Raw genomic sequence first — 20,695 nt, forward strand, 5'->3', positions numbered from 1 at the left:
GGTTAATAGAAAAATGGAACGACATAGGGAAATCCAAGCGCGACCAGGACCAGCACGGCCACGATCCAGAAAATCAGCTTGTAGGTGGCGCGCACCTGCGGAATCGCGCAGACCTCACCTGGCTTGCATGCCTGCACGGGCCGGTAAATCCGCTTCCAGGCGAAGAACAGCGCCACTAGCGCCGCGCCGATGAACAACGGTCGATAGGGTTCCAGCACCGTCAGGTTGCCGATCCAAGCACCGGAGAAGCCCAGGGCGACCAGTACTAGCGGCCCCAGGCAGCAGGTCGATGCAAGAATGGCGGCCAGCCCGCCGGCGAAGAGCGCACCGCGCCCGTTTTGTGGTTCAGACATACGTTGGCCCTTTTGAATTTGGATTGGATAGCGTAACCTTACTTCCGTACTCATGTACGGAGTCAAGCGATATGGAAAATAATTTGGAAAACCTGACCATTGGCGTTTTTGCCAAGGCGGCCGGGGTCAACGTGGAGACAATCCGCTTCTATCAGCGCAAGGGCCTGTTGCGGGAACCGGACAAGCCTTACGGCAGCATCCGCCGCTATGGGGAGGCGGACGTGGTTCGGGTGAAATTCGTGAAATCGGCACAGCGGCTGGGGTTCAGTCTGGACGAGATTGCCGAGCTGTTGCAGCTCGACGATGGCACCCACTGCGAGGAGGCCAGCAGCCTGGCCGAACACAAGCTCAAGGACGTGCGCGAGAAGATGGCCGACTTGGCGCGCATGGAAACCGTGCTGTCTGAACTCGTGTGCGCCTGCCATGCACGAAAGGGGAATGTTTCCTGCCCGTTGATCGCGTCACTACAGGGCGAAGCAGGCCTGGCAAGGTCAGCTATGCCTTAGCGTGCTTTATTTTCCGTTTTCTGAGGTGCCCCCTAATAGTGTTCTTCCATTTCGGTAAAAATCCCTACCATGGATTCCCACTCGTCCGGGGAGTAATGACTCCAACTTATTGATAGTGTTTTATGTTCAGATAAGGGGTCTGACGCTCAGTGGAACGAAAACTCACGTTAAGGGATTTTGGTCATGAGATTATCAAAAAGGATCTTCACCTAGATCCTTTTAAATTAAAAATGAAGTTTTAAATCAATCTAAAGTATATATGAGTAAACTTGGTCTGACAGTTACCAATGCTTAATCAGTGAGGCACCTATCTCAGCGATCTGTCTATTTCGTTCATCCATAGTTGCCTGACTCCCCGTCGTGTAGATAACTACGATACGGGAGGGCTTACCATCTGGCCCCAGTGCTGCAATGATACCGCGAGACCCACGCTCACCGGCTCCAGATTTATCAGCAATAAACCAGCCAGCCGGAAGGGCCGAGCGCAGAAGTGGTCCTGCAACTTTATCCGCCTCCATCCAGTCTATTAATTGTTGCCGGGAAGCTAGAGTAAGTAGTTCGCCAGTTAATAGTTTGCGCAACGTTGTTGCCATTGCTGCAGGCATCGTGGTGTCACGCTCGTCGTTTGGTATGGCTTCATTCAGCTCCGGTTCCCAACGATCAAGGCGAGTTACATGATCCCCCATGTTGTGCAAAAAAGCGGTTAGCTCCTTCGGTCCTCCGATCGTTGTCAGAAGTAAGTTGGCAGCAGTGTTATCACTCATGGTTATGGCAGCACTGCATAATTCTCTTACTGTCATGCCATCCGTAAGATGCTTTTCTGTGACTGGTGAGTACTCAACCAAGTCATTCTGAGAATAGTGTATGCGGCGACCGAGTTGCTCTTGCCCGGCGTCAACACGGGATAATACCGCACCACATAGCAGAACTTTAAAAGTGCTCATCATTGGAAAACGTTCTTCGGGGCGAAAACTCTCAAGAATCTTACCGCTGTTGAGATCCAGTTCGATGTAACCCACTCGTGCACCCAACTGATCTTCAGCATCTTTTACTTTCACCAGCGTTTCTGGGTGAGCAAAAACAGGAAGGCAAAATGCCGCAAAAAAGGGAATAAGGGCGACACGAAAATGTTGAATACTCATACTCTTCCTTTTTCAATATTATTGAAGCATTTACCAGGGTTATTGTCTCATGAGCGGATACATATTTGAATGTATTTAGAAAAATAAACAAATAGGGGTTCCGCGCACATTTCCCCGAAAAGTGCCACCTGACGTCTAAGAAACCATTATTATCATGACATTAACCTATAAAAATAGGCGTATCACGAGGCCTGTGGGAGGAAAATAAAGTGTCATCCTAACTACAGGACCCTGCAACGTAGCAATTCCTGCAAAAATCCATTTAAAACAATGACTTATTTCAATTCTGCCATCTGCAAGCGTTTTGTGGGGATGGAGGCCGGAATCATTAAAGTATCATCCTAATTTTCGCTCAACCTTGGAAAATGCTGAGAATCGTAAAAATAAAGTTTCATCCTTTCCGCTACTAGTTCAAGGCTTTCTTCCGGCCGCCGGCAACAACGCTGCTTGGCTGAGGCGATCCACTTGCGCTACCGCTCACTGATCAGATCGAACTTGAACTCGACGAGCAGCCAACCATCAGGCCGAGCGTGATCGCCAAAAAAAACGGATCATGCGAAATCCTTCGTTGAGTTTGGCGCGGGTTTTAGCAAATCAGCTGGCCCGCGATCCGGTTGAGAGTGATCCGAAGCGGTCCTTGACGACCGGCACAAATCGGCCGATTCTGTTGAAAAAGTAGCTTTAGCGGCAGCCTGCCGATCAGGTGTGCCTGCTGTCGAAGTGGCTGCAAGCCACTTCAAGTTGCCTTCCGGCGTTTCACTGAGCGTCCTTGCTCAGGTTTAAGGGTTAATTTGAGGGTTTCTGCTCGTAGCAGGCATACCTATCCCGTCAGCGGTGGCCCTTGAGGCAAAAGCTTGGCCATGCGGCGCAGGTTCTGCACCATCGCAGCCAAGGTGAATTCGTCAGTGGCACCCGTTAGGCCACGCAGTCGTAAACGGTCGAGTTTCATGATCCGTTTGAGGTGGGCGAAAAGCATCTCCACCTTCTTTCGTTCGCAGCGAGAGACGAGGTACTCCGGTGTCTTGGCGATGCGTCGAGCCACGTCGCGGGCAGCCTCATGGATGCTGCGGACGATCTTCCGATTCGGCGTGTTGGGGCAGCATTTCGCTTTCAACGGGCAGGTGGCGCAGTCGGTTTGGCTGGAGCGGTAAATGACGGTTTTGGCCTTAGTTACCCGCGACCTTTGCTGGGTGAAGGCGCGCCATTCACTGCGTAGCGGTTTGCCGGCTGGGCAGCGATATTCATTGGCGTCCTGACTCCAGTGAAAGTCGTTACTGGAGAGGCTGTCGTCCTTGCGCTCGGTCTTGTCCCACACCGGCACATGCGGTTCGATGTCCTTTTCTTCGACCATCCAGGCCAGCATCGGGGCGGTGCCATAAGCGGTATCGCCGATAAGGCGTTCCGGTGTGAGATCGAACTGCGCCTCGACACGCTCGACCATCGTCCTAGTCGAATCGACTTCGGCGGTACGGTGCGCCGGGGTAGCTTCCACGTCCATGATCACACCGTGCTCAGTGTCGATCAGGTAATTCGTGGAGTAGGCAAAAAAGGCCGGGCCACCTGGCGCTGCTGTCCAACGGGACTGAGGATCAGTGAGCGAAATTTTCTTGGGAAGAGCCTCAGCCAGCGCCTCTTCATCAAGGGCTTCGAGGTACTCGCGCACTGCGCGGCTGCTGAGCTTTGGATCGTTCCAATCGACCTCATCTCCCGCCACCCCACGTTGCCGGCTGGCATCCGCCTTAATGATGCTGGCGTCGACGGCGAAACCTTCACCCTTGACTAGGCCGGCTGCCATGCAGCGCCGCAGCACCTCATTGAATAACCAGCGGAATAGATCGCTGTCACGAAAACGCCCATGGCGATTCTTCGAGAAGGTCGAGTGATTGGGGACTTCGTCTTCCAGACCCAACCGGCAGAACCAGCGATAGGCCAGGTTCAGGTGCACCTCTTCGCACAATCGCCGCTCGGAACGAATGCCATAGCAGTAGCCGACGACCAGCATGCGCACCATCAACTCCGGGTCAATCGAGGGACGCCCGATGGGGCTATAGAAATCTGCCAGGTAGGCACGTAGATCACTGAGATCCAAGCACTGGTCGATGCTGCGCAGGAGATGTTGGGCCGGGACGTGATCTTCCAGATTGAACGAGTAGAACAGGCGCTGCTGTCCTCCCGGTAACTGTCCCATCATGCTGTTCGCCCCCACGCTCGCTGACAAAGCAATTTTGCCAACGGCATGGGGAGGCCGCTACTTTTTCAACAGAATCGGCCGCACACAGCCATTCGGCTCAACAGAACCCTGCCTTTACCCCACCAAACTCCGGAAACTCGCCCGGTAGTCCGTCGGCTTGAGATGCACATGTTGGCTGAGGTCGCCGGGTAGCGTGAACAGGCGCGGACCGTCCCGAAACTGGAACACGCGATACAGATGGAATTGATCGCCCGCCTCCTTGGAGAATTCGAGTTCGTTGTGGCTGACCAAGAAAGACGAGCCTACCCCGCCATTGGTGGTTTTCACCTCGATGAAGCGCTCATGGGCGTCCTCTTCGAACGACAGGATGTCGAACCCCGCACCGTCTCCCTGGGTGTCGGACACCCAATCCAGCCGCTGAAAAAGCTCTGGGTGGCCGAGCTCGGTCAGGCGTTGCTGTTCGTAGCCAATCACCCACTGCTCCCCTGCCCGGCCCAGCTTGCGGTTGGCTTCATCGCGAGCGGCATAATCGAACTTTCGCGGTAGGCGTTGCCGTAGAGATGCCGGGGTACGCACAAGCACTTCACGGGCGGGTGGTTCTACCAAAGCCGCTCGGTAGGTTTTGTCACCCGGAAGTTTTACCTCCTCCAGGGCATCGACAAGAGCGCCGACCGTCTGCTGATGTTCCAGAACGTAGGCGTGTACGGATTTACGCAGCAGCAGTTGGCTGTTGCCGCGTGGCTTGTAGCCGTTGATATAGGGCAGGCCCAGGGCATCGAGTACGGCGCTAATGTTCTGGTGCTTGAGCTCGACTGAAGACTTGCTGCGACCGTTCAGCAGTTGGCGCAGTGCCTGGTTGTGCTCGGACTTGTGGTACGGCTCCCCAGCCGCCTCGGCACGCAGCATGTCGAAATAGTCTTCGACCGTGGCCAGGACCTCTTCTTCGGACCAGTCTTCGCCGATGCGAATGATGCGAAACCCGAGCCGCGTCAGCGCCGGAACGACGGTCGTCTCGCCACCGGAGAAGCTGTCAGCAGTGAGCGGGCCCTGCTCGGGAAATTGCTTGCCGAAGGCCACACCGGCGATGGCCTTGGAATCGCAATCGGTGCCGGTCTTCGGATCACGTACCAGGAAGTCGCGGGACTTGCCGTAGCCGTGGCGCGCCAGGAATTTCGTGCGGCCCAGTTGCACGAACTCATCGATGGCAGCCTGCACGGCGGCGGGGCTTCGAAGCTGGGAGAGTTGAGACACAGGGTCCTTCCTTACTGTCATGGTGTGCCGGGAACCGCCGAGCCACGAGATTATGAGTAGCCCCTGAACAGAAACGTCACGATAAAAGCCGTGAACGCCACCAGGCCCATTAAATCCCTTGCGTATTTGCAGCCCGTGCTGTCCAAACCTGTACCAGGTCCGATCAACACGCTCCAACCATTGAGGTACGAAAACACCGCCTGACCGAACAAAAAATGCGTGATAGCCGCCGCAGCCATGACGCCGGAATCGTCAGACAGGCTGTAGCTGTTGACCATTGCCCTGTACGCCTGCATCTGAAATGGCTATTGCCCTGATGGGAGCCGGCTTTTCAGCCACCGACACCAGCGATGCCGTCAATATTCTTTACCCGATAACCATGACCGTACAAGCTAACAAGGCCTGGCAAGCCAGCGGACTTAAAAAGTCTTTTTTTCTACCATCCCACAAAAAAGTTCGTGGTGGAGAAAAGATAAGCTATGCAAGGCTTTAGGAGACGTGGTTTTTCAGGATGACGAAGAACGATTCGGCGCTAGGTGCAACATAGGTGCATCGCACGAGCGCTAGGAACGGCGAAAAAAGGCGGACGTGGCGAAATCGGTAGACGCAGCAGACTTTAAAATTGGAGTGCCCGCGGGGAAATCCGCGGAGTAGAACCGCTCAAAGTCGGGGAACGCTAACGGGCAATACCCTAAGCCAATCCCGAGCCAAGCCCCTTCGGGGGAAGGTGTAGAGACTGGACGGGCGGCGCCTAAAGCCTTCGGGCAATGGCGAAGGGACAGTCCAGACCACGAACGTCATCAGACGGCGGCGAAAGTCGAGGTGGTACGAAAATCTGCTTCTCTGTGAGAGTACGGGTTCGAGTCCCGTCGTCCGCACCACAAAGCCAAACATCCCTGCGATGATCGACCTCTGGGCGTTTGGTCGTGAGCCCGCCACCCTCGCGCTACGCTTTGCGCAGGCGTCGAAGGCGATCAGGTGCGCCCATCGATTCCGTCGAGCACCATCGCTGCGAGTTCATCGCTGGTGTGTGCACCACTATCGAGAACACGGGTTGTGCATGGAAGCCGTTCCCTTGCGGCCAAGCATCGGGCGACATTCGCTAATCGCCACTCTCGAATCTCCGCATTTCGATTCGGGTCAGGATGCATGGTCTGGTTCGCGATCCGGTGACGCAATAGGTCCTCGTTGAGCGTCAGAAAGATGTGCAGCAGCTGATCGTCGATCCGCCTTACCCCGTCGAGTATCTCAGTCAGATAGTCCGGGTGCACGAGCGTCATTGGGATGATGATGTCCTGCGAGTAATTCCTTCGAATCTCCCTGACCGCCGCGATCGTAAGTCCCCTCCACAAGGGGAGATCCTGATAGTCTCCGCTCGCTGGCATGGGGACCGTTTCTTTCACCACGAACCCGATTTCCTCGGGGTCAAAGATCAGCGATTTGGAACGCCGATCGCGCAGCCGCTTAGCGAGCGTCGTCTTTCCGGCGCCGAAAGGTCCGTTGATCCAGATTATCATTGTCGACGGCCTCTAACCTGAAGGCTCGCAAGAGCGCTCGACGGCCTCGTGCGGAGGCACGATCGGAGTGGTTCCGAAATGCTTCTCAAGATAGGTGACGCCGAACGTCACGATGTCCTGCGCGTCGAACAGGTAGCACTGAGCAAAGCCCACGACACCTTCTCGATGGCGACCGAGCTTCACGTAAGCATTTGCTATAGTTTCAACCGCATCCGGCTTTCCTTCGATAGCAAAGCAATCGAGAATGCCGTTTGAATCGTAATCCGATGCCGTTTTCCAGGCGACTTCACCGTCTCTTCCAAGCATCGGCATCTCATACGTCACCCACCGTTTGTTGGGGATATCGGCAACCGCCTCGGCGTAGTGCAATGCGGTAACGGAGTTTAGCGGCGCACCCAACAGCAGGGCCTTCCCGCCAAGGCGAACGAACCGCTCGACGGGCGATCCTTCCCCCAAGGCGTGACCGAGTTCGTGAGGCTCCGTCAGCGTTTCAGCCAGCGGACCAACCGCGACCATCGATGCATCGGGGTGCGCGCTGCGCCGCGCGCCGGGGGCTTGAACCAGAAATTGATTCAGCAGGCCGAACCCACGGTAAGTCCCGGCTGTTGCGGGATCGAACGGCAGCCAGGTACGGCGGGCTTCGTCATCCAGCCGAGCGCCATTCAGAGTCTCCTCGTAGGGTGATCGGTCCCACGACGCGTATCCCATCACAGTGCCAGTCGGCCCAACCGCGGAGCGTAACGCGGCAACGACCGTCTCCGCTCCTCCTTCGACCGGACCAATCGCTTTAAGTGAGGCATGCACCATCAAGAGGTCACCGGTTTGGACTCCGAGTTTTTGAAGCGCCTCCGTTATTGCCTTCCGCGTATGCATCGCGATATCTCCTCTAAACTGCAAAACACTATACGGGGTCTGACGCTCAGTGGAACGAAAACTCACGTTAAGGGATTTTGGTCATGAGATTATCAAAAAGGATCTTCACCTAGATCCTTTTAAATTAAAAATGAAGTTTTAAATCAATCTAAAGTATATATGAGTAAACGGCACTGTTGCAAATAGTCGGTGGTGATAAACTTATCATCCCCTTTTGCTGATGGAGCTGCACATGAACCCATTCAAAGGCCGGCATTTTCAGCGTGACATCATTCTGTGGGCCGTACGCTGGTACTGCAAATACGGCATCAGTTACCGTGAGCTGCAGGAGATGCTGGCTGAACGCGGAGTGAATGTCGATCACTCCACGATTTACCGCTGGGTTCAGCGTTATGCGCCTGAAATGGAAAAACGGCTGCGCTGGTACTGGCGTAACCCTTCCGATCTTTGCCCGTGGCACATGGATGAAACCTACGTGAAGGTCAATGGCCGCTGGGCGTATCTGTACCGGGCCGTCGACAGCCGGGGCCGCACTGTCGATTTTTATCTCTCCTCCCGTCGTAACAGCAAAGCTGCATACCGGTTTCTGGGTAAAATCCTCAACAACGTGAAGAAGTGGCAGATCCCGCGATTCATCAACACGGATAAAGCGCCCGCCTATGGTCGCGCGCTTGCTCTGCTCAAACGCGAAGGCCGGTGCCCGTCTGACGTTGAACACCGACAGATTAAGTACCGGAACAACGTGATTGAATGCGATCATGGCAAACTGAAACGGATAATCGGCGCCACGCTGGGATTTAAATCCATGAAGACGGCTTACGCCACCATCAAAGGTATTGAGGTGATGCGTGCACTACGCAAAGGCCAGGCCTCAGCATTTTATTATGGTGATCCCCTGGGCGAAATGCGCCTGGTAAGCAGAGTTTTTGAAATGTAAGGCCTTTGAATAAGACAAAAGGCTGCCTCATCGCTAACTTTGCAACAGTGCCGGATTGAATATAACCGACGTGACTGTTACATTTAGGTGGCTAAACCCGTCAAGCCCTCAGGAGTGAATCATGACCGTAGTCACGACCGCCGATACCTCCCAACTGTACGCACTTGCAGCCCGACATGGGCTCAAGCTCCATGGCCCGCTGACTGTCAATGAGCTTGGGCTCGACTATAGGATCGTGATCGCCACCGTCGACGATGGACGTCGGTGGGTGCTGCGCATCCCGCGCCGAGCCGAGGTAAGCGCGAAGGTCGAACCAGAGGCGCGGGTGCTGGCAATGCTCAAGAATCGCCTGCCGTTCGCGGTGCCGGACTGGCGCGTGGCCAACGCCGAGCTCGTTGCCTATCCCATGCTCGAAGACTCGACTGCGATGGTCATCCAGCCTGGTTCGTCCACGCCCGACTGGGTCGTGCCGCAGGACTCGGAGGTCTTCGCGGAGAGCTTCGCGACCGCGCTCGCCGCCCTGCATGCCGTCCCCATTTCCGCCGCCGTGGATGCGGGGATGCTCATCCGTACACCGACGCAGGCCCGTCAGAAGGTGGCCGACGACGTTGACCGCGTCCGACGCGAGTTCGTGGTGAACGACAAGCGCCTCCACCGGTGGCAGCGCTGGCTCGACGACGATTCGTCGTGGCCAGATTTCTCCGTGGTGGTGCATGGCGATCTCTACGTGGGCCATGTGCTCATCGACAACACGGAGCGCGTCAGCGGGATGATCGACTGGAGCGAGGCCCGCGTTGATGACCCTGCCATCGACATGGCCGCGCACCTTATGGTCTTTGGTGAAGAGGGGCTCGCGAAGCTCCTCCTCACGTATGAAGCGGCCGGTGGCCGGGTGTGGCCGCGGCTCGCCCACCACATCGCGGAGCGCCTTGCGTTCGGGGCGGTCACCTACGCACTCTTCGCCCTCGACTCGGGTAACGAAGAGTACCTCGCTGCGGCGAAGGCGCAGCTCGCCGCAGCGGAATGAGCGAACGTCGATATAGCCCGCTCGCGACGCTGTTCGCGGCGACCTTTCTCTTCCGGATCGGCAACGCGGTGGCGGCCCTCGCGCTTCCATGGTTCGTCCTGTCTCATACAAAGAGCGCGGCCTGGGCGGGCGCCACGGCCGCTAGCAGCGTCATCGCGACCATCATCGGCGCGTGGGTTGGTGGTGGCCTCGTCGATCGGTTCGGGCGCGCGCCCGTCGCATTGATCTCGGGTGTGGTGGGCGGCGTGGCCATGGCGAGCATCCCACTGCTCGATGCCGTTGGCGCCCTCTCGAACACTGGGCTGATCGCTTGCGTGGTGCTCGGTGCCGCGTTCGACGCACCCGGTATGGCCGCGCAGGACAGTGAGCTGCCCAAACTCGGCCACGTCGCCGGGCTCTCCGTTGAGCGCGTCTCGTCACTGAAAGCGGTGATCGGGAACGTCGCGATTCTAGGTGGCCCGGCCCTTGGGGGGGCCGCAATCGGCCTGCTTGGCGCTGCGCCAACGCTCGGGCTGACGGCGTTCTGCTCCGTCCTTGCAGGTCTGCTCGGCGCGTGGGTGCTTCCCGCGCGTGCCGCTCGGACGATGACCACGACGGCGACTCTCTCCATGCGCGCCGGCGTCGCTTTTCTCTGGAGCGAACCCCTGCTGCGCCCTCTCTTTGGTATAGTGATGATCTTCGTGGGCATCGTTGGCGCCAACGGCAGCGTCATCATGCCTGCGCTGTTTGTAGATGCAGGACGCCAAGTAGCAGAGCTCGGGCTGTTCTCCTCAATGATGGGGGCTGGTGGTCTCCTTGGCATTGCCATTCATGCGTCGGTCGGCGCCCGGATATCAGCGCAGAACTGGCTGGCGGTGGCATTTTGTGGCTCTGCGGTGGGCTCGCTTCTGCTTTCACAGTTGCCAGGCGTGCCGGTGCTGATGTTGTTGGGCGCGCTCGTGGGACTGCTGACCGGCTCAGTCTCTCCCATTCTCAACGCTGCCATCTACAACCGCACGCCGCCAGAACTTCTCGGCCGGGTACTCGGCACGGTCTCGGCGGTGATGCTGTCAGCCTCGCCCATGGTTATGCTTGCGGCCGGCGCGTTTGTCGACCTTGCTGGTCCGCTCCCTGGCCTCGTTGTATCGGCCGTGTTTGCGGGGCTCGTGGCTCTACTCTCGCTCCGTCTTCAATTTGCTACAATGGCGGCGGCAGCCACAGCCTCCGCCCCAACCCATACAGAAGGTGAACACTGATGCCCCGCCCCAAGCTCAAGTCCGATGACGAGGTACTCGAGGCCGCCACCGTAGTGCTGAAGCGTTGCGGTCCCATAGAGTTCACGCTCAGCGGAGTAGCAAAGGAGGTGGGGCTCTCCCGCGCAGCGTTAATCCAGCGCTTCACCAACCGCGATACGCTGCTGGTGAGGATGATGGAGCGCGGCGTCGAGCAGGTGCGGCATTACCTGAATGCGATACCGATAGGCGCAGGGCCGCAAGGGCTCTGGGAATTTTTGCAGGTGCTCGTTCGGAGCATGAACACTCGCAACGACTTCTCGGTGAACTATCTCATCTCCTGGTACGAGCTCCAGGTGCCGGAGCTACGCACGCTTGCGATCCAGCGGAACCGCGCGGTGGTGGAGGGGATCCGCAAGCGACTGCCCCCAGGTGCTCCTGCGGCAGCTGAGTTGCTCCTGCACTCGGTCATCGCTGGCGCGACGATGCAGTGGGCCGTCGATCCGGATGGTGAGCTAGCTGATCATGTGCTGGCTCAGATCGCTGCCATCCTGTGTTTAATGTTTCCCGAACACGACGATTTCCAACTCCTCCAGGCACATGCGTAAACGGAGGTGTGCAGAGTCCCTGCGGCAGGCGACGAACACGACCGTCGTCGATTAGTACCGGTACGGTCGGTGGTATCGAAGTCTTGATCACCACTCAGGTCTACGGCTTACAAATGGTGACCATCCCGATACTTGCGTCAGAGCACCGGGCCGATTCTTTGACAGTGAATCACTCCCGTAAGGTTGTGCCGGTGTGGGTGTCCCGGGTCGAGACGATACTCCGCCAATGCGCCCAGCAAACAACCTGGCCATCGCAGGTGGTGGGGAGCGGTGTGGCGGATGAGTTGGACAAGTTGGTGTAGCAGCACGAGCACGGCGAGATAACATCGCAGGAGTTCGACATGCTCAAGAGACAGCTGATTGCGAATCGCGATGCAGATTCATAACCCGATTGCGGGTTGGCTTCACTCCACCATCACCGAGCAGACTAGCACGGCGGGCTCTGTTGCAAAGATTGGCGGCAGTCAGAGGTAGGCTGTCGCTCTGCGCCGATCAGGCGGCTGCTGCGAAATGGTGGTTGAGCATGCCCATGGCCTCCGTCAGCGCCGAGGGCCCAATGCCAAAAGCTCTCTCCACAAGGCGCACCTCGCCCCTGATGCCGGGCTGCAGGCACCAGGGGCGAGCCTGTCCTTTGCGCAGGGCTCGCATGACTTCGAATCCCTTGATCGTGGCATAGGCCGTGGGGATCGATTTGAAACCGCGCACCGGCTTGATCAGTATCTTGAGCTTTCCGTGATCGGCCTCGATCACGTTATTGAGATACTTCACCTGCCGGTGGGCCGTCTCCCGGTCCAGCTTTCCTTCGCGCTTCAATTCGGTGATCGCTGCACCATAGCTCGGCGCTTTGTCGGTATTGAGCGTGGCAGGCTTTTCCCAGTGCTTCAGGCCTCGCAGGGCCTTGCCCAGGAACCGCTTCGCTGCCTTGGCGCTGCGGGTCGGCGACAGGTAGAAATCGATCGTGTCGCCCCGCTTGTCGACTGCCCGGTACAGGTAGGTCCACTTGCCCCGCACCTTGACGTAGGTTTCATCCAGGCGCCAGCTCGGATCAAAGCCACGCCGCCAGAACCAGCGCAGCCGCTTCTCCATCTCCGGGGCGTAGCACTGGACCCAGCGATAGATCGTCGTATGGTCGACCGAAATGCCGCGTTCCGCCAGCATTTCCTCAAGGTCGCGATAGCTGATCGGATAGCGACAATACCAGCGCACCGCCCACAGGATCACATCACCCTGGAAATGGCGCCACTTGAAATCCGTCATCGTTCCGTCCGTCCAATCTCCGCCAAGCATGCTCAAGCTTCACGATTTTTGCAACAGAGCCCACACGAGTATTGAGCATAGTCGAGATTGGTGCAGATCACTTCTGATATTGAACTGTCAGGAGCTGGCTGCACAACAGCCATTACGCCCAATCAACTGGTGCAGTCGTCTTCTGAAAATGACATTTGGTATCTCTCATAAACGGATGTTTTTGAGAGAACTATCTTCGGCCTTCACACGCACGAAAGGCGGCGAAGCTCCGCCGTTAATCCGTCCGCCGGAGATCTCGCCCAGGCAGGCTGAAGGCCGAGCAAGCCTGACAGGCCCGAAAAGCCCGGCACGGGCGTCGGCGGCGATGACGGCGGCGGCATTATCCAGGGTTGATGATGGAAGTGGAGGATATCGACAACCTCTCGCGCAACCAAGACATCGCGGTCGGACTGCAAGTGATCTTGAAGCCACGGGCCCGTCCCACCCCGACATGGACCTCGATGCCCGAACGGACGTTAGATTTCGAGTTCTAGGCGTTCTGCGATGAAGGTTGGATCCCAGCCGGGATTGAAAGTGTCGACGTGGGTGAATCCGAGCCGCTCGTATAGGCCACGCAGGTTCGGGTGGCAGTCGAGCCGCAGCTTGGCGCACCCCTGCGTTCGCGCGGCATGGCGGCAAGCCTCGATCAGCGCGGAGCTGACACCCCGGCCCGCATGTGTCCGTCGCACCGCGAGCTTGTGCAGATATGCGGCCTCCCCCTTGAGGGCGTCGGGCCAGAACTCGGGATCCTCGGCCGACAAGGTGCAACAGCCGACGATGCCGTCGCTGCAACTCGCGACTAGGAGCTCGGATCTCAGGACGAAGGTCTCCGCGAATGTCCGGTCGATCCGCGCGACGTCCCAGGCGGGCGTTCCCTTGGCGGACATCCACGCCGCAGCGTCGTGCATCAGCCGCACAACCTCGTCGATATCACCCGAGCAGGCGACCCGAACGTTCGGAGGCTCCTCGCTGTCCATTCGCTCCCCTGGCGCGGTATGAACCGCCGCCTCATAGTGCAGTTTGATCCTGACGAGCCCAGCATGTCTGCGCCCACCTTCGCGGAACCTGACCAGGGTCCGCTAGCGGGCGGCCGGAAGGTGAATGCTAGGCATGATCTAACCCTCGGTCTCTGGCGTCGCGACTGCGAAATTTCGCGAGGGTTTCCGAGAAGGTGATTGCGCTTCGCAGATCTCCAGGCGCGTGGGTGCGGACGTAGTCAGCGCCATTGCCGATCGCGTGAAGTTCCGCCGCAAGGCTCGCTGGACCCAGATCCTTTACAGGAAGGCCAACGGTGGCGCCCAAGAAGGATTTCCGCGACACCGAGACCAATAGCGGAAGCCCCAACGCCGACTTCAGCTTTTGAAGGTTCGACAGCACGTGCAGCGATGTTTCCGGTGCGGGGCTCAAGAAAAATCCCATCCCCGGATCGAGGATGAGCCGGTCGGCAGCGACCCCGCTCCGTCGCAAGGCGGAAACCCGCGCCTCGAAGAACCGCACAATCTCGTCGAGCGCGTCTTCGGGTCGAAGGTGACCGGTGCGGGTGGCGATGCCATCCCGCTGCGCTGAGTGCATAACCACCAGCCTGCAGTCCGCCTCAGCAATATCGGGATAGAGCGCAGGGTCAGGAAATCCTTGGATATCGTTCAGGTAGCCCACGCCGCGCTTGAGCGCATAGCGCTGGGTTTCCGGTTGGAAGCTGTCGATTGAAACACGGTGCATCTGATCGGACAGGGCGTCTAAGAGCGGCGCAATACGTCTGATCTCATCGGCCGGCGATACAGGCCTCGCGTCCGGATGGCTGGCGGCCGGTCCGACATCCACGACGTCTGATCCGACTCGCAGCATTTCGATCGCCGCGGTGACAGCGCCGGCGGGGTCTAGCCGCCGGCTCTCATCGAAGAAGGAGTCCTCGGTGAGATTCAGAATGCCGAACACCGTCACCATGGCGTCGGCCTCCGCAGCGACTTCCACGATGGGGATCGGGCGAGCAAAAAGGCAGCAATTATGAGCCCCATACCTACAAAGCCCCACGCATCAAGCTTTTGCCCATGAAGCAACCAGGCAATGGCTGTAATTATGACGACGCCGAGTCCCGACCAGACTGCATAAGCAACACCGACAGGGATGGATTTCAGAACCAGAGAAAGAAAATAAAATGCGATGCCATAACCGATTATGACAACGGCGGAAGGGGCAAGCTTAGTAAAGCCCTCGCTAGATTTTAATGCGGATGTTGCGATTACTTCGCCAACTATTGCGATAACAAGAAAAAGCCAGCCTTTCATGATATATCTCCCAATTTGTGTAGGGCTTATTATGCACGGCTTACAGCAGGCAAAATTTAACCAGAAAAAAGCCGCTGAATTACTGGGGCTGACTTACCATCAGCTTCGCGCTTTGCTGAAAAAACACCAGATTTAACGCACATTTGCAGATGTCATATTGGCGGATTTGACGCATAACCCCATCAGGGTTTACCATGACGCCATTACTGTATAAAAAAACAGGTACAAATATGGCTCTGGCACTCGTTGGCGAAAAAATTGACAGAAACCGTTTCACCGGTGAGAAAATTGAAAATAGTACATTTTTTAACTGTGATTTTTCAGGTGCCGACCTGAGCGGCACTGAATTTATCGGCTGTCAGTTCTATGATCGTGAAAGCCAGAAAGGGTGCAATTTTAGTCGTGCGATGCTGAAAGATGCCATTTTTAAAAGCTGTGATTTATCCATGGCGGATTTTCGCAATGCCAGTGCGCTGGGCATTGAAATTCGCCACTGCCGCGCACAAGGCGCAGATTTCCGCGGCGCAAGCTTTATGAATATGATCACCACGCGCACCTGGTTTTGTAGCGCATATATCACGAATACCAATCTAAGCTACGCCAATTTTTCGAAAGTCGTGTTGGAAAAGTGTGAGCTGTGGGAAAACCGTTGGATGGGTGCCCAGGTACTGGGCGCGACGTTCAGTGGTTCAGATCTCTCCGGCGGCGAGTTTTCGACTTTCGACTGGCGAGCAGCGAACTTCACACATTGCGATCTGACCAATTCGGAGTTGGGTGACTTAGATATTCGGGGCGTTGATTTACAAGGCGTTAAGCTGGACAACTACCAGGCGTCGTTGCTCATGGAGCGGCTTGGCATCGCGGTGATTGGTTAGCATTCACGGAGCGGTAAGTACCGCTCCCGCCCTTATACAATAGTGTCCGCCCTTGCCTTAAAAGTCACTTTCGACGCACAGAGCGTAAACGTTAGAGGGTTCCGGTCCCCCCATCAGAACACCAGACCTGACCAGACGTATAGCTGTTCTCCCGAGCGGCCAGGGTGACATAAAGCGGCGCGATTTCCACCGGTTGACCAGGGCGTCCCAGCGGCGCATTTGCCCCAAATTTCTCCACCTTTTCCTGCGGTTGACCACCACAGCACTGCAGTACAGTCCAGTATGGACCCGGCGCGACGGCATTGACACGGATCCCTTTCGGGGCCAGCTGTTTCGCCAGCGATTTAGTAAATGCCACGATAGCTGCTTTAGTCTGAGCATAATCAAGCAAGATTTCACTTGGCTCATAAGCCTGTACGGAGGAGGTATTAATTATCACGCTGTCTGGTGAAAGATGGGGTATGGCCGCTTTGGTGATCCAAAACATAGCGTAAACATTGGTTTTGAATGTTGCGTCGAAGTCTTCTGTGGTGAGTTCCTCAATTGACTCACAAAATTGCTGACGACCCGCATTATTGACGAGGATATCCAACCCTCCCAGTCCTTTTACCGCCTGTGTTACCAGATGACCGCAAAAAGCCTCATCACGGATATCGCCGGGGATGGCCAAAACATTTCTGCCTGCTTTTTTATCAGATCGACCACTTCACGCGCATCGTCTTCTTCTTCAGGTAAATAGTTAATCGCAACATCAGCGCCTTCACGAGCATAGGCAATAGCAACAGCACGACCAATCCCTGAATCCCCACCGGTAATTAATACCTTGCGCCCATTCAGGCGACCGCTTCCCTGATAGCTGTCTTCTCCATGATCGGGGCGCGGTTGCATTTTCCCCGCCAGCCCGGGAAAGGGCTGCTGCTGCTGTTGAAAAGGCGGCGCCGGAAAACGCGCAGAATTGGTTTTATTGATGGTCTTTTTTTCCTTGTTTAAGCCAGCCATTCAATTACCTCTCATTATTTATCACAAAGACTAATAATCGTAGACCAAAATGAATGGTATGACCTATATTATCCAGCTACACTTAATTTTCTCGGAATATTACCCTCCCTACTTTCCTCTACCGTTGCGCTTATATCCCCACCAACGTTAGATTTAATTTAAAAAATATTATTTGAGACTTATCCAGTTCGCAGTGTTAATAAATAGCAACCACACTTAACATCTCAATCTGGGGTATAGGAAGTATAAACCACCTTTTTGCTCCTCATCCGAAGTATCTTACCTGAAATTCCCTCACTCGTTTACCGCTCAAGCCCCAATTTTAACTGCCGGTCCAGCCTAAACCGCTCTAATAAGGTTCGATTTGGCGGTAAAATCTCTAGCCTGATAGCTCGAGAGATACAAACTGCCCCACCGCCCCGTTTAAAAGTTGGCAGTGTTGAGCAGTGTTGGATTTGGGGTCGTCAGTCAAAGAGACGACTCTGTGATGGATCGAACAGGCTGGGAGTCAGTGGCGGCGCTCGTTCTGGTGGCAGCTCACGCTGCTTGGCGGCATTCGCCTTGGCTGTTTTCTGTTTCAGATGCTTGAGAATCTGCTCAATGACCTTCGGATCTTCGATGCTGGCAATCACTTTGACGTGACCGCCGCAGTGTTCGCAGACTTCAATATCAATATTGAAGACTCGCTTGAGGCGTTGCATCCAGGTCATGGCGCGGTGGCGCTCTGCAGGACTCTTGTCACGCCAGTTAGTATCGAGACCTTCCGATTTGTCGGGCTTCTTGCCCCGCTTGGCGGGTGTTACTTGAACTCGGTGTTTGCTGTTCGGTGCAAAGACGCCGTGGAAGCGTGTGAGGTTGACTCGCGGCTTAGGTACCAACGCAGCGAGTTTGGCGATGAAGTCCAGCGGCTCGAAGATCACATGGGTGGTGCCATTGCGGTACGGAGTTTTGAGCTCGTAACGCACCTGCCCATTGGCGGTTAATGCCAGACGTTTTTCTGAAACCGCTGGCCGACTAATGTAGCGACACAAGCGCTCAAGCTTATCCCGCTGATGCGCTTCGGCCATCACACCGGCGTGTAGCGAGAAACCAGCATGGTTGGCTACTCGACTGCTTGAGTCGGCTTTATCCTCACGCCCTGGCAAGGTTTGCAGGGTGAAGACTTTGCGCCCTTGCTGGGGGCCGACGGCAATGCGATACGTAACCGAAGCACCATGTAATTGAGTCAGCGTATCGTCTTCGCCCTCTTCCAGTGTCAACCACGTATTCTCGGCATCACGCTCCAAAATCCCACGCTTTTCCATGCAGCGAGCGATGCGATGGCTGAGGGTGTGAGCGAGCGTATTCAGCTCATCGTAAGTGGGTGCCTTGACACGATGGAAGCGTTGCTTGCCATAGTCATCTTCGGCATAGACACCATCGAGAAACAGCATGTGGTAGTGGACATTGAGATTTAGCGCGGAGCCAAAGCGTTGGATAAGAGTCACTGAGCCAGTTTGTGCAGAGGCTTTGGTGTAACCGGCTTTTTTGATCAGATGAGTTGAGAGTGTACGATAGACGATACTCAAGACCTGGCCCATCAGCTGGGGATGGCGAGCCAGCAAAAAGCGTAGCTGGAAAGGAAAGCTGAGCACCCACTGGCGAATGGGCTCCTTGGGGAAGACTTCGTCTATCAGCAGCGCCGCACTCTCGGCCATCCGGCGGGCACCGCAGCTAGGGCAAAAGCCGCGTCGTTTACAGCTGAAGGCGACCAGACGCTCGTGATGACAATCCTCGCAGCGAACCCGCATGAAACCATACTCCAGACGGCCACATTGGAGGAGGTCGTTGAATTCTTGTTGGATGTAGCGAGGCAGGTGTTGACCTTGGGCTTCGAGTGAGGCTTTGAAGGCTGGGTAGTGCTGCTCAACCAGCTGGTAGAGCAGCGTCTGGTCGGGTTGGTGGCGTTCGTAACCGTTTGTTTGAGTGGGCGATTGACTCGCCGTGGCGTTCCTTGCCAGCGACATGGGTATCCTCCGCTGATACTGTGGTTATGTACAGTATCAGCGGCTTGCGTTCAGACGTCCAGTCTGGCCCTAGACATCGCTAAATGCTTAACCCGCAATAGCCCTCACGAGTTGTTATCAGCCACTACCGGTTGAGCGAGAAGGTTTTGGGTTCAGGGTGCTATTGCTCCACCAATCACAATACTGAAGCCCCAACTGTTATCAGTTGGGGCTTTTTCTTGTCTGTTTGCGGCGGTTGCGTTTTATCGGTAGTCGTCGAGCTCTGCACCATCCCACATAAGAGCTTAACGGTGCGATCTTCAACGCCATCACACAAAACTTTCTTTTTCACGCACAGTCAACTTATTGGATGTTTTATTAACAACCCAAAAGGAGATATTTAGCGGGCGGCCGGAAGGTGAATGCTAGGCATGATCTAACCCTCGGTCTCTGGCGTCGCGACTGCGAAATTTCGCGAGGGTTTCCGAGAAGGTGATTGCGCTTCGCAGATCTCCAGGCGCGTGGGTGCGGACGTAGTCAGCGCCATTGCCGATCGCGTGAAGTTCCGCCGCAAGGCTCGCTGGACCCAGATCCTTTACAGGAAGGCCAACGGTGGCGCCCAAGAAGGATTTCCGCGACACCGAGACCAATAGCGGAAGCCCCAACGCCGACTTCAGCTTTTGAAGGTTCGACAGCACGTGCAGCGATGTTTCCGGTGCGGGGCTCAAGAAAAATCCCATCCCCGGATCGAGGATGAGCCGGTCGGCAGCGACCCCGCTCCGTCGCAAGGCGGAAACCCGCGCCTCGAAGAACCGCACAATCTCGTCGAGCGCGTCTTCGGGTCGAAGGTGACCGGTGCGGGTGGCGATGCCATCCCGCTGCGCTGAGTGCATAACCACCAGCCTGCAGTCCGCCTCAGCAATATCGGGATAGAGCGCAGGGTCAGGAAATCCTTGGATATCGTTCAGGTAGCCCACGCCGCGCTTGAGCGCATAGCGCTGGGTTTCCGGTTGGAAGCTGTCGATTGAAACACGGTGCATCTGATCGGACAGGGCGTCTAAGAGCGGCGCAATACGTCTGATCTCATCGGCCGGCGATACAGGCCTCGCGTCCGGATGGCTGGCGGCCGGTCCGACATCCACGACGTCTGATCCGACTCGCAGCATTTCGATCGCCGCGGTGACAGCGCCGGCGGGGTCTAGCCGCCGGCTCTCATCGAAGAAGGAGTCCTCGGTGAGATTCAGAATGCCGAACACCGTCACCATGGCGTCGGCCTCCGCAGCGACTTCCACGATGGGGATCGGGCGAGCAAAAAGGCAGCAATTATGAGCCCCATACCTACAAAGCCCCACGCATCAAGCTTTTGCCCATGAAGCAACCAGGCAATGGCTGTAATTATGACGACGCCGAGTCCCGACCAGACTGCATAAGCAACACCGACAGGGATGGATTTCAGAACCAGAGAAAGAAAATAAAATGCGATGCCATAACCGATTATGACAACGGCGGAAGGGGCAAGCTTAGTAAAGCCCTCGCTAGATTTTAATGCGGATGTTGCGATTACTTCGCCAACTATTGCGATAACAAGAAAAAGCCAGCCTTTCATGATATATCTCCCAATTTGTGTAGGGCTTATTATGCACGCTTA

The 20,695-nt window shown here is 56.3% G+C and carries 21 protein-coding genes and 2 pseudogenes; 8 read left to right on the forward strand and 15 right to left on the reverse strand.

Annotated elements, in window-relative coordinates:
- Window positions 1-2 precede the first annotated feature (2 nt).
- A complete protein-coding gene (locus tag PI91_RS23995) occupies window positions 3-353 on the reverse strand; it encodes a mercuric transport protein MerT (protein ID WP_001294663.1) in 351 nt (116 codons plus the stop codon).
- A 71-nt stretch (window positions 354-424) separates the two neighbouring features.
- Between PI91_RS23995 and merR the strand changes: the two genes are divergently transcribed.
- Entirely contained in the window at window positions 425-859 is a 435-nt protein-coding gene (merR, locus tag PI91_RS24000; RefSeq protein ID WP_039267254.1) for an Hg(II)-responsive transcriptional regulator, read from the forward strand.
- Window positions 860-1,140: 281 nt separating this feature from the next.
- On the opposite strand, the gene PI91_RS24005 is transcribed toward merR, so the two are convergent.
- The 4 genes from PI91_RS24005 to PI91_RS24020 all read right to left on the reverse strand — a co-directional run bounded on the left by PI91_RS24005 (window position 1,141) and on the right by PI91_RS24020 (window position 5,721).
- Window positions 1,141-2,001: a broad-spectrum class A beta-lactamase TEM-1 gene (locus PI91_RS24005; protein WP_000027057.1), complete on the reverse strand. Its 861-nt coding sequence runs from the start codon at window positions 1,999-2,001 to the stop codon at window positions 1,141-1,143.
- Between the two features lie 820 nt (window positions 2,002-2,821).
- A complete protein-coding gene (locus tag PI91_RS24010; RefSeq protein ID WP_000971921.1) occupies window positions 2,822-4,192 on the reverse strand; it encodes an IS1182-like element ISCfr1 family transposase in 1,371 nt (456 codons plus the stop codon).
- Window positions 4,193-4,306: 114 nt separating this feature from the next.
- On the reverse strand, window positions 4,307-5,443 hold the full coding sequence (locus PI91_RS24015; RefSeq protein WP_000080861.1) for a DUF3883 domain-containing protein: 1,137 nt from the start codon (window positions 5,441-5,443) through the stop codon (window positions 4,307-4,309).
- Between the two features lie 50 nt (window positions 5,444-5,493).
- Window positions 5,494-5,721 (reverse strand): hypothetical protein, encoded by a 228-nt coding sequence (locus PI91_RS24020; protein ID WP_000248278.1) that lies wholly within the window; start codon window positions 5,719-5,721, stop codon window positions 5,494-5,496.
- Between the two features lie 23 nt (window positions 5,722-5,744).
- On the opposite strand from PI91_RS24020, the gene PI91_RS24025 reads away from it, so the two are divergent.
- The gene (locus tag PI91_RS24025) at window positions 5,745-5,936 is read left to right on the forward strand and encodes a hypothetical protein (protein ID WP_000951934.1); all 192 of its coding nucleotides are present in this window, start codon (window positions 5,745-5,747) and stop codon (window positions 5,934-5,936) included.
- Window positions 5,937-6,417: 481 nt separating this feature from the next.
- Here PI91_RS24025 and PI91_RS24030 read toward each other — a convergent pair whose 3' ends face one another.
- Both PI91_RS24030 and aac(3)-IId read right to left on the reverse strand, forming a co-directional pair.
- Window positions 6,418-6,960, reverse strand: coding sequence for an AAA family ATPase (locus tag PI91_RS24030; protein ID WP_000587837.1), 543 nt, complete (start codon window positions 6,958-6,960; stop codon window positions 6,418-6,420).
- 12 nt (window positions 6,961-6,972) lie between these two features.
- Entirely contained in the window at window positions 6,973-7,833 is an 861-nt protein-coding gene (gene aac(3)-IId, locus PI91_RS24035; RefSeq protein WP_000557454.1) for an aminoglycoside N-acetyltransferase AAC(3)-IId, read from the reverse strand.
- Between the two features lie 232 nt (window positions 7,834-8,065).
- On the opposite strand from aac(3)-IId, the gene PI91_RS24040 reads away from it, so the two are divergent.
- From PI91_RS24040 to mphR(A), 4 genes are all read left to right on the forward strand, one after another.
- A complete protein-coding gene (locus tag PI91_RS24040; RefSeq protein WP_001067855.1) occupies window positions 8,066-8,770 on the forward strand; it encodes an IS6-like element IS26 family transposase in 705 nt (234 codons plus the stop codon).
- Between the two features lie 121 nt (window positions 8,771-8,891).
- A complete protein-coding gene (locus tag PI91_RS24045) occupies window positions 8,892-9,797 on the forward strand; it encodes an Mph(A) family macrolide 2'-phosphotransferase (RefSeq protein ID WP_000219391.1) in 906 nt (301 codons plus the stop codon).
- On the forward strand, window positions 9,794-11,032 hold the full coding sequence (mrx(A), locus tag PI91_RS24050; RefSeq protein ID WP_000004159.1) for a macrolide resistance MFS transporter Mrx(A): 1,239 nt from the start codon (window positions 9,794-9,796) through the stop codon (window positions 11,030-11,032). Before PI91_RS24045 ends, mrx(A) begins: the two co-directional genes overlap by 4 nt.
- The gene (gene mphR(A), locus PI91_RS24055; RefSeq protein WP_001137892.1) at window positions 11,032-11,616 is read left to right on the forward strand and encodes a macrolide-binding transcriptional repressor MphR(A); all 585 of its coding nucleotides are present in this window, start codon (window positions 11,032-11,034) and stop codon (window positions 11,614-11,616) included. The genes mrx(A) and mphR(A) overlap by 1 nt, the downstream gene beginning before the upstream one ends.
- A 492-nt stretch (window positions 11,617-12,108) precedes the next feature.
- Here mphR(A) and PI91_RS24065 read toward each other — a convergent pair whose 3' ends face one another.
- The 4 genes from PI91_RS24065 to PI91_RS24080 form a co-directional block, all read right to left on the reverse strand.
- Window positions 12,109-12,873, reverse strand: a complete 765-nt coding sequence (locus PI91_RS24065) for an IS6-like element IS6100 family transposase (RefSeq protein WP_001389365.1) — start codon at window positions 12,871-12,873, stop codon at window positions 12,109-12,111.
- A gap of 506 nt (window positions 12,874-13,379) precedes the next feature.
- Complete coding sequence (locus PI91_RS24070; protein WP_000376623.1) at window positions 13,380-13,880, reverse strand: GNAT family N-acetyltransferase; 501 nt, start codon at window positions 13,878-13,880, stop codon at window positions 13,380-13,382.
- A gap of 127 nt (window positions 13,881-14,007) precedes the next feature.
- A complete protein-coding gene (gene sul1, locus PI91_RS24075) occupies window positions 14,008-14,847 on the reverse strand; it encodes a sulfonamide-resistant dihydropteroate synthase Sul1 (protein ID WP_000259031.1) in 840 nt (279 codons plus the stop codon).
- Complete coding sequence (locus PI91_RS24080; RefSeq protein WP_000679427.1) at window positions 14,841-15,188, reverse strand: quaternary ammonium compound efflux SMR transporter QacE delta 1; 348 nt, start codon at window positions 15,186-15,188, stop codon at window positions 14,841-14,843. The genes sul1 (PI91_RS24075) and PI91_RS24080 overlap by 7 nt, the downstream gene beginning before the upstream one ends.
- Window positions 15,189-15,213: 25 nt before the next feature.
- Between PI91_RS24080 and PI91_RS25225 the strand changes: the two are divergent.
- Together PI91_RS25225 and PI91_RS24085 are read left to right on the forward strand one after the other, a co-directional pair.
- Window positions 15,214-15,324: pseudogene (locus tag PI91_RS25225) on the forward strand (helix-turn-helix domain-containing protein); the annotation flags it as partial.
- Between the two features lie 94 nt (window positions 15,325-15,418).
- A complete protein-coding gene (locus PI91_RS24085; RefSeq protein WP_001749994.1) occupies window positions 15,419-16,063 on the forward strand; it encodes a quinolone resistance pentapeptide repeat protein QnrB6 in 645 nt (214 codons plus the stop codon).
- 91 nt (window positions 16,064-16,154) lie between these two features.
- Here the strand turns inward: PI91_RS24085 and PI91_RS24090 are convergent.
- From PI91_RS24090 to PI91_RS24105, 4 genes and pseudogenes are all read right to left on the reverse strand, one after another.
- Window positions 16,155-17,062, reverse strand: a pseudogene (locus PI91_RS24090) (SDR family oxidoreductase).
- A 464-nt stretch (window positions 17,063-17,526) separates the two neighbouring features.
- Window positions 17,527-19,068 (reverse strand): IS91-like element ISCR1 family transposase, encoded by a 1,542-nt coding sequence (locus PI91_RS24095; protein ID WP_000050481.1) that lies wholly within the window; start codon window positions 19,066-19,068, stop codon window positions 17,527-17,529.
- Window positions 19,069-19,472: 404 nt separating this feature from the next.
- Complete coding sequence (gene sul1 / locus PI91_RS24100) at window positions 19,473-20,312, reverse strand: sulfonamide-resistant dihydropteroate synthase Sul1 (protein WP_000259031.1); 840 nt, start codon at window positions 20,310-20,312, stop codon at window positions 19,473-19,475.
- Window positions 20,306-20,653, reverse strand: coding sequence for a quaternary ammonium compound efflux SMR transporter QacE delta 1 (locus PI91_RS24105; RefSeq protein ID WP_000679427.1), 348 nt, complete (start codon window positions 20,651-20,653; stop codon window positions 20,306-20,308). The genes sul1 (PI91_RS24100) and PI91_RS24105 overlap by 7 nt, the downstream gene beginning before the upstream one ends.
- Between the last annotated feature and the right edge of the window lie 42 nt (window positions 20,654-20,695).

This window comes from Enterobacter sp. FB (genome assembly GCF_000805795.1).
Taxonomy (GTDB): Bacteria; Pseudomonadota; Gammaproteobacteria; order Enterobacterales; family Enterobacteriaceae; genus Enterobacter; species Enterobacter roggenkampii.

What these genes read in the sequence shown, in the direction of transcription:
- PI91_RS24040 (WP_001067855.1), top strand. Translation starts at nt 8,066, where the DNA reads ATGAACCCATTCAAAGGCCGGCATTTTCAGCGTGACATCATTCTGTGG.
- PI91_RS24010 (WP_000971921.1), bottom strand. Translation starts at nt 4,192, where the DNA reads ATGATGGGACAGTTACCGGGAGGACAGCAGCGCCTGTTCTACTCGTTC.
- PI91_RS24045 (WP_000219391.1), top strand. Translation starts at nt 8,892, where the DNA reads ATGACCGTAGTCACGACCGCCGATACCTCCCAACTGTACGCACTTGCA.
- PI91_RS24030 (WP_000587837.1), bottom strand. Translation starts at nt 6,960, where the DNA reads ATGATAATCTGGATCAACGGACCTTTCGGCGCCGGAAAGACGACGCTC.
- sul1 (WP_000259031.1), bottom strand. Translation starts at nt 20,312, where the DNA reads ATGGTGACGGTGTTCGGCATTCTGAATCTCACCGAGGACTCCTTCTTC.
- PI91_RS24005 (WP_000027057.1), bottom strand. Translation starts at nt 2,001, where the DNA reads ATGAGTATTCAACATTTTCGTGTCGCCCTTATTCCCTTTTTTGCGGCA.
- sul1 (WP_000259031.1), bottom strand. Translation starts at nt 14,847, where the DNA reads ATGGTGACGGTGTTCGGCATTCTGAATCTCACCGAGGACTCCTTCTTC.
- PI91_RS24105 (WP_000679427.1), bottom strand. Translation starts at nt 20,653, where the DNA reads ATGAAAGGCTGGCTTTTTCTTGTTATCGCAATAGTTGGCGAAGTAATC.
- PI91_RS24085 (WP_001749994.1), top strand. Translation starts at nt 15,419, where the DNA reads ATGGCTCTGGCACTCGTTGGCGAAAAAATTGACAGAAACCGTTTCACC.
- PI91_RS24065 (WP_001389365.1), bottom strand. Translation starts at nt 12,873, where the DNA reads ATGACGGATTTCAAGTGGCGCCATTTCCAGGGTGATGTGATCCTGTGG.
- PI91_RS23995 (WP_001294663.1), bottom strand. Translation starts at nt 353, where the DNA reads ATGTCTGAACCACAAAACGGGCGCGGTGCGCTCTTCGCCGGCGGGCTG.
- PI91_RS24070 (WP_000376623.1), bottom strand. Translation starts at nt 13,880, where the DNA reads ATGGACAGCGAGGAGCCTCCGAACGTTCGGGTCGCCTGCTCGGGTGAT.
- PI91_RS24020 (WP_000248278.1), bottom strand. Translation starts at nt 5,721, where the DNA reads ATGGTCAACAGCTACAGCCTGTCTGACGATTCCGGCGTCATGGCTGCG.
- PI91_RS24095 (WP_000050481.1), bottom strand. Translation starts at nt 19,068, where the DNA reads ATGTCGCTGGCAAGGAACGCCACGGCGAGTCAATCGCCCACTCAAACA.
- PI91_RS24080 (WP_000679427.1), bottom strand. Translation starts at nt 15,188, where the DNA reads ATGAAAGGCTGGCTTTTTCTTGTTATCGCAATAGTTGGCGAAGTAATC.
- PI91_RS24025 (WP_000951934.1), top strand. Translation starts at nt 5,745, where the DNA reads ATGGCTATTGCCCTGATGGGAGCCGGCTTTTCAGCCACCGACACCAGC.
- merR (WP_039267254.1), top strand. Translation starts at nt 425, where the DNA reads ATGGAAAATAATTTGGAAAACCTGACCATTGGCGTTTTTGCCAAGGCG.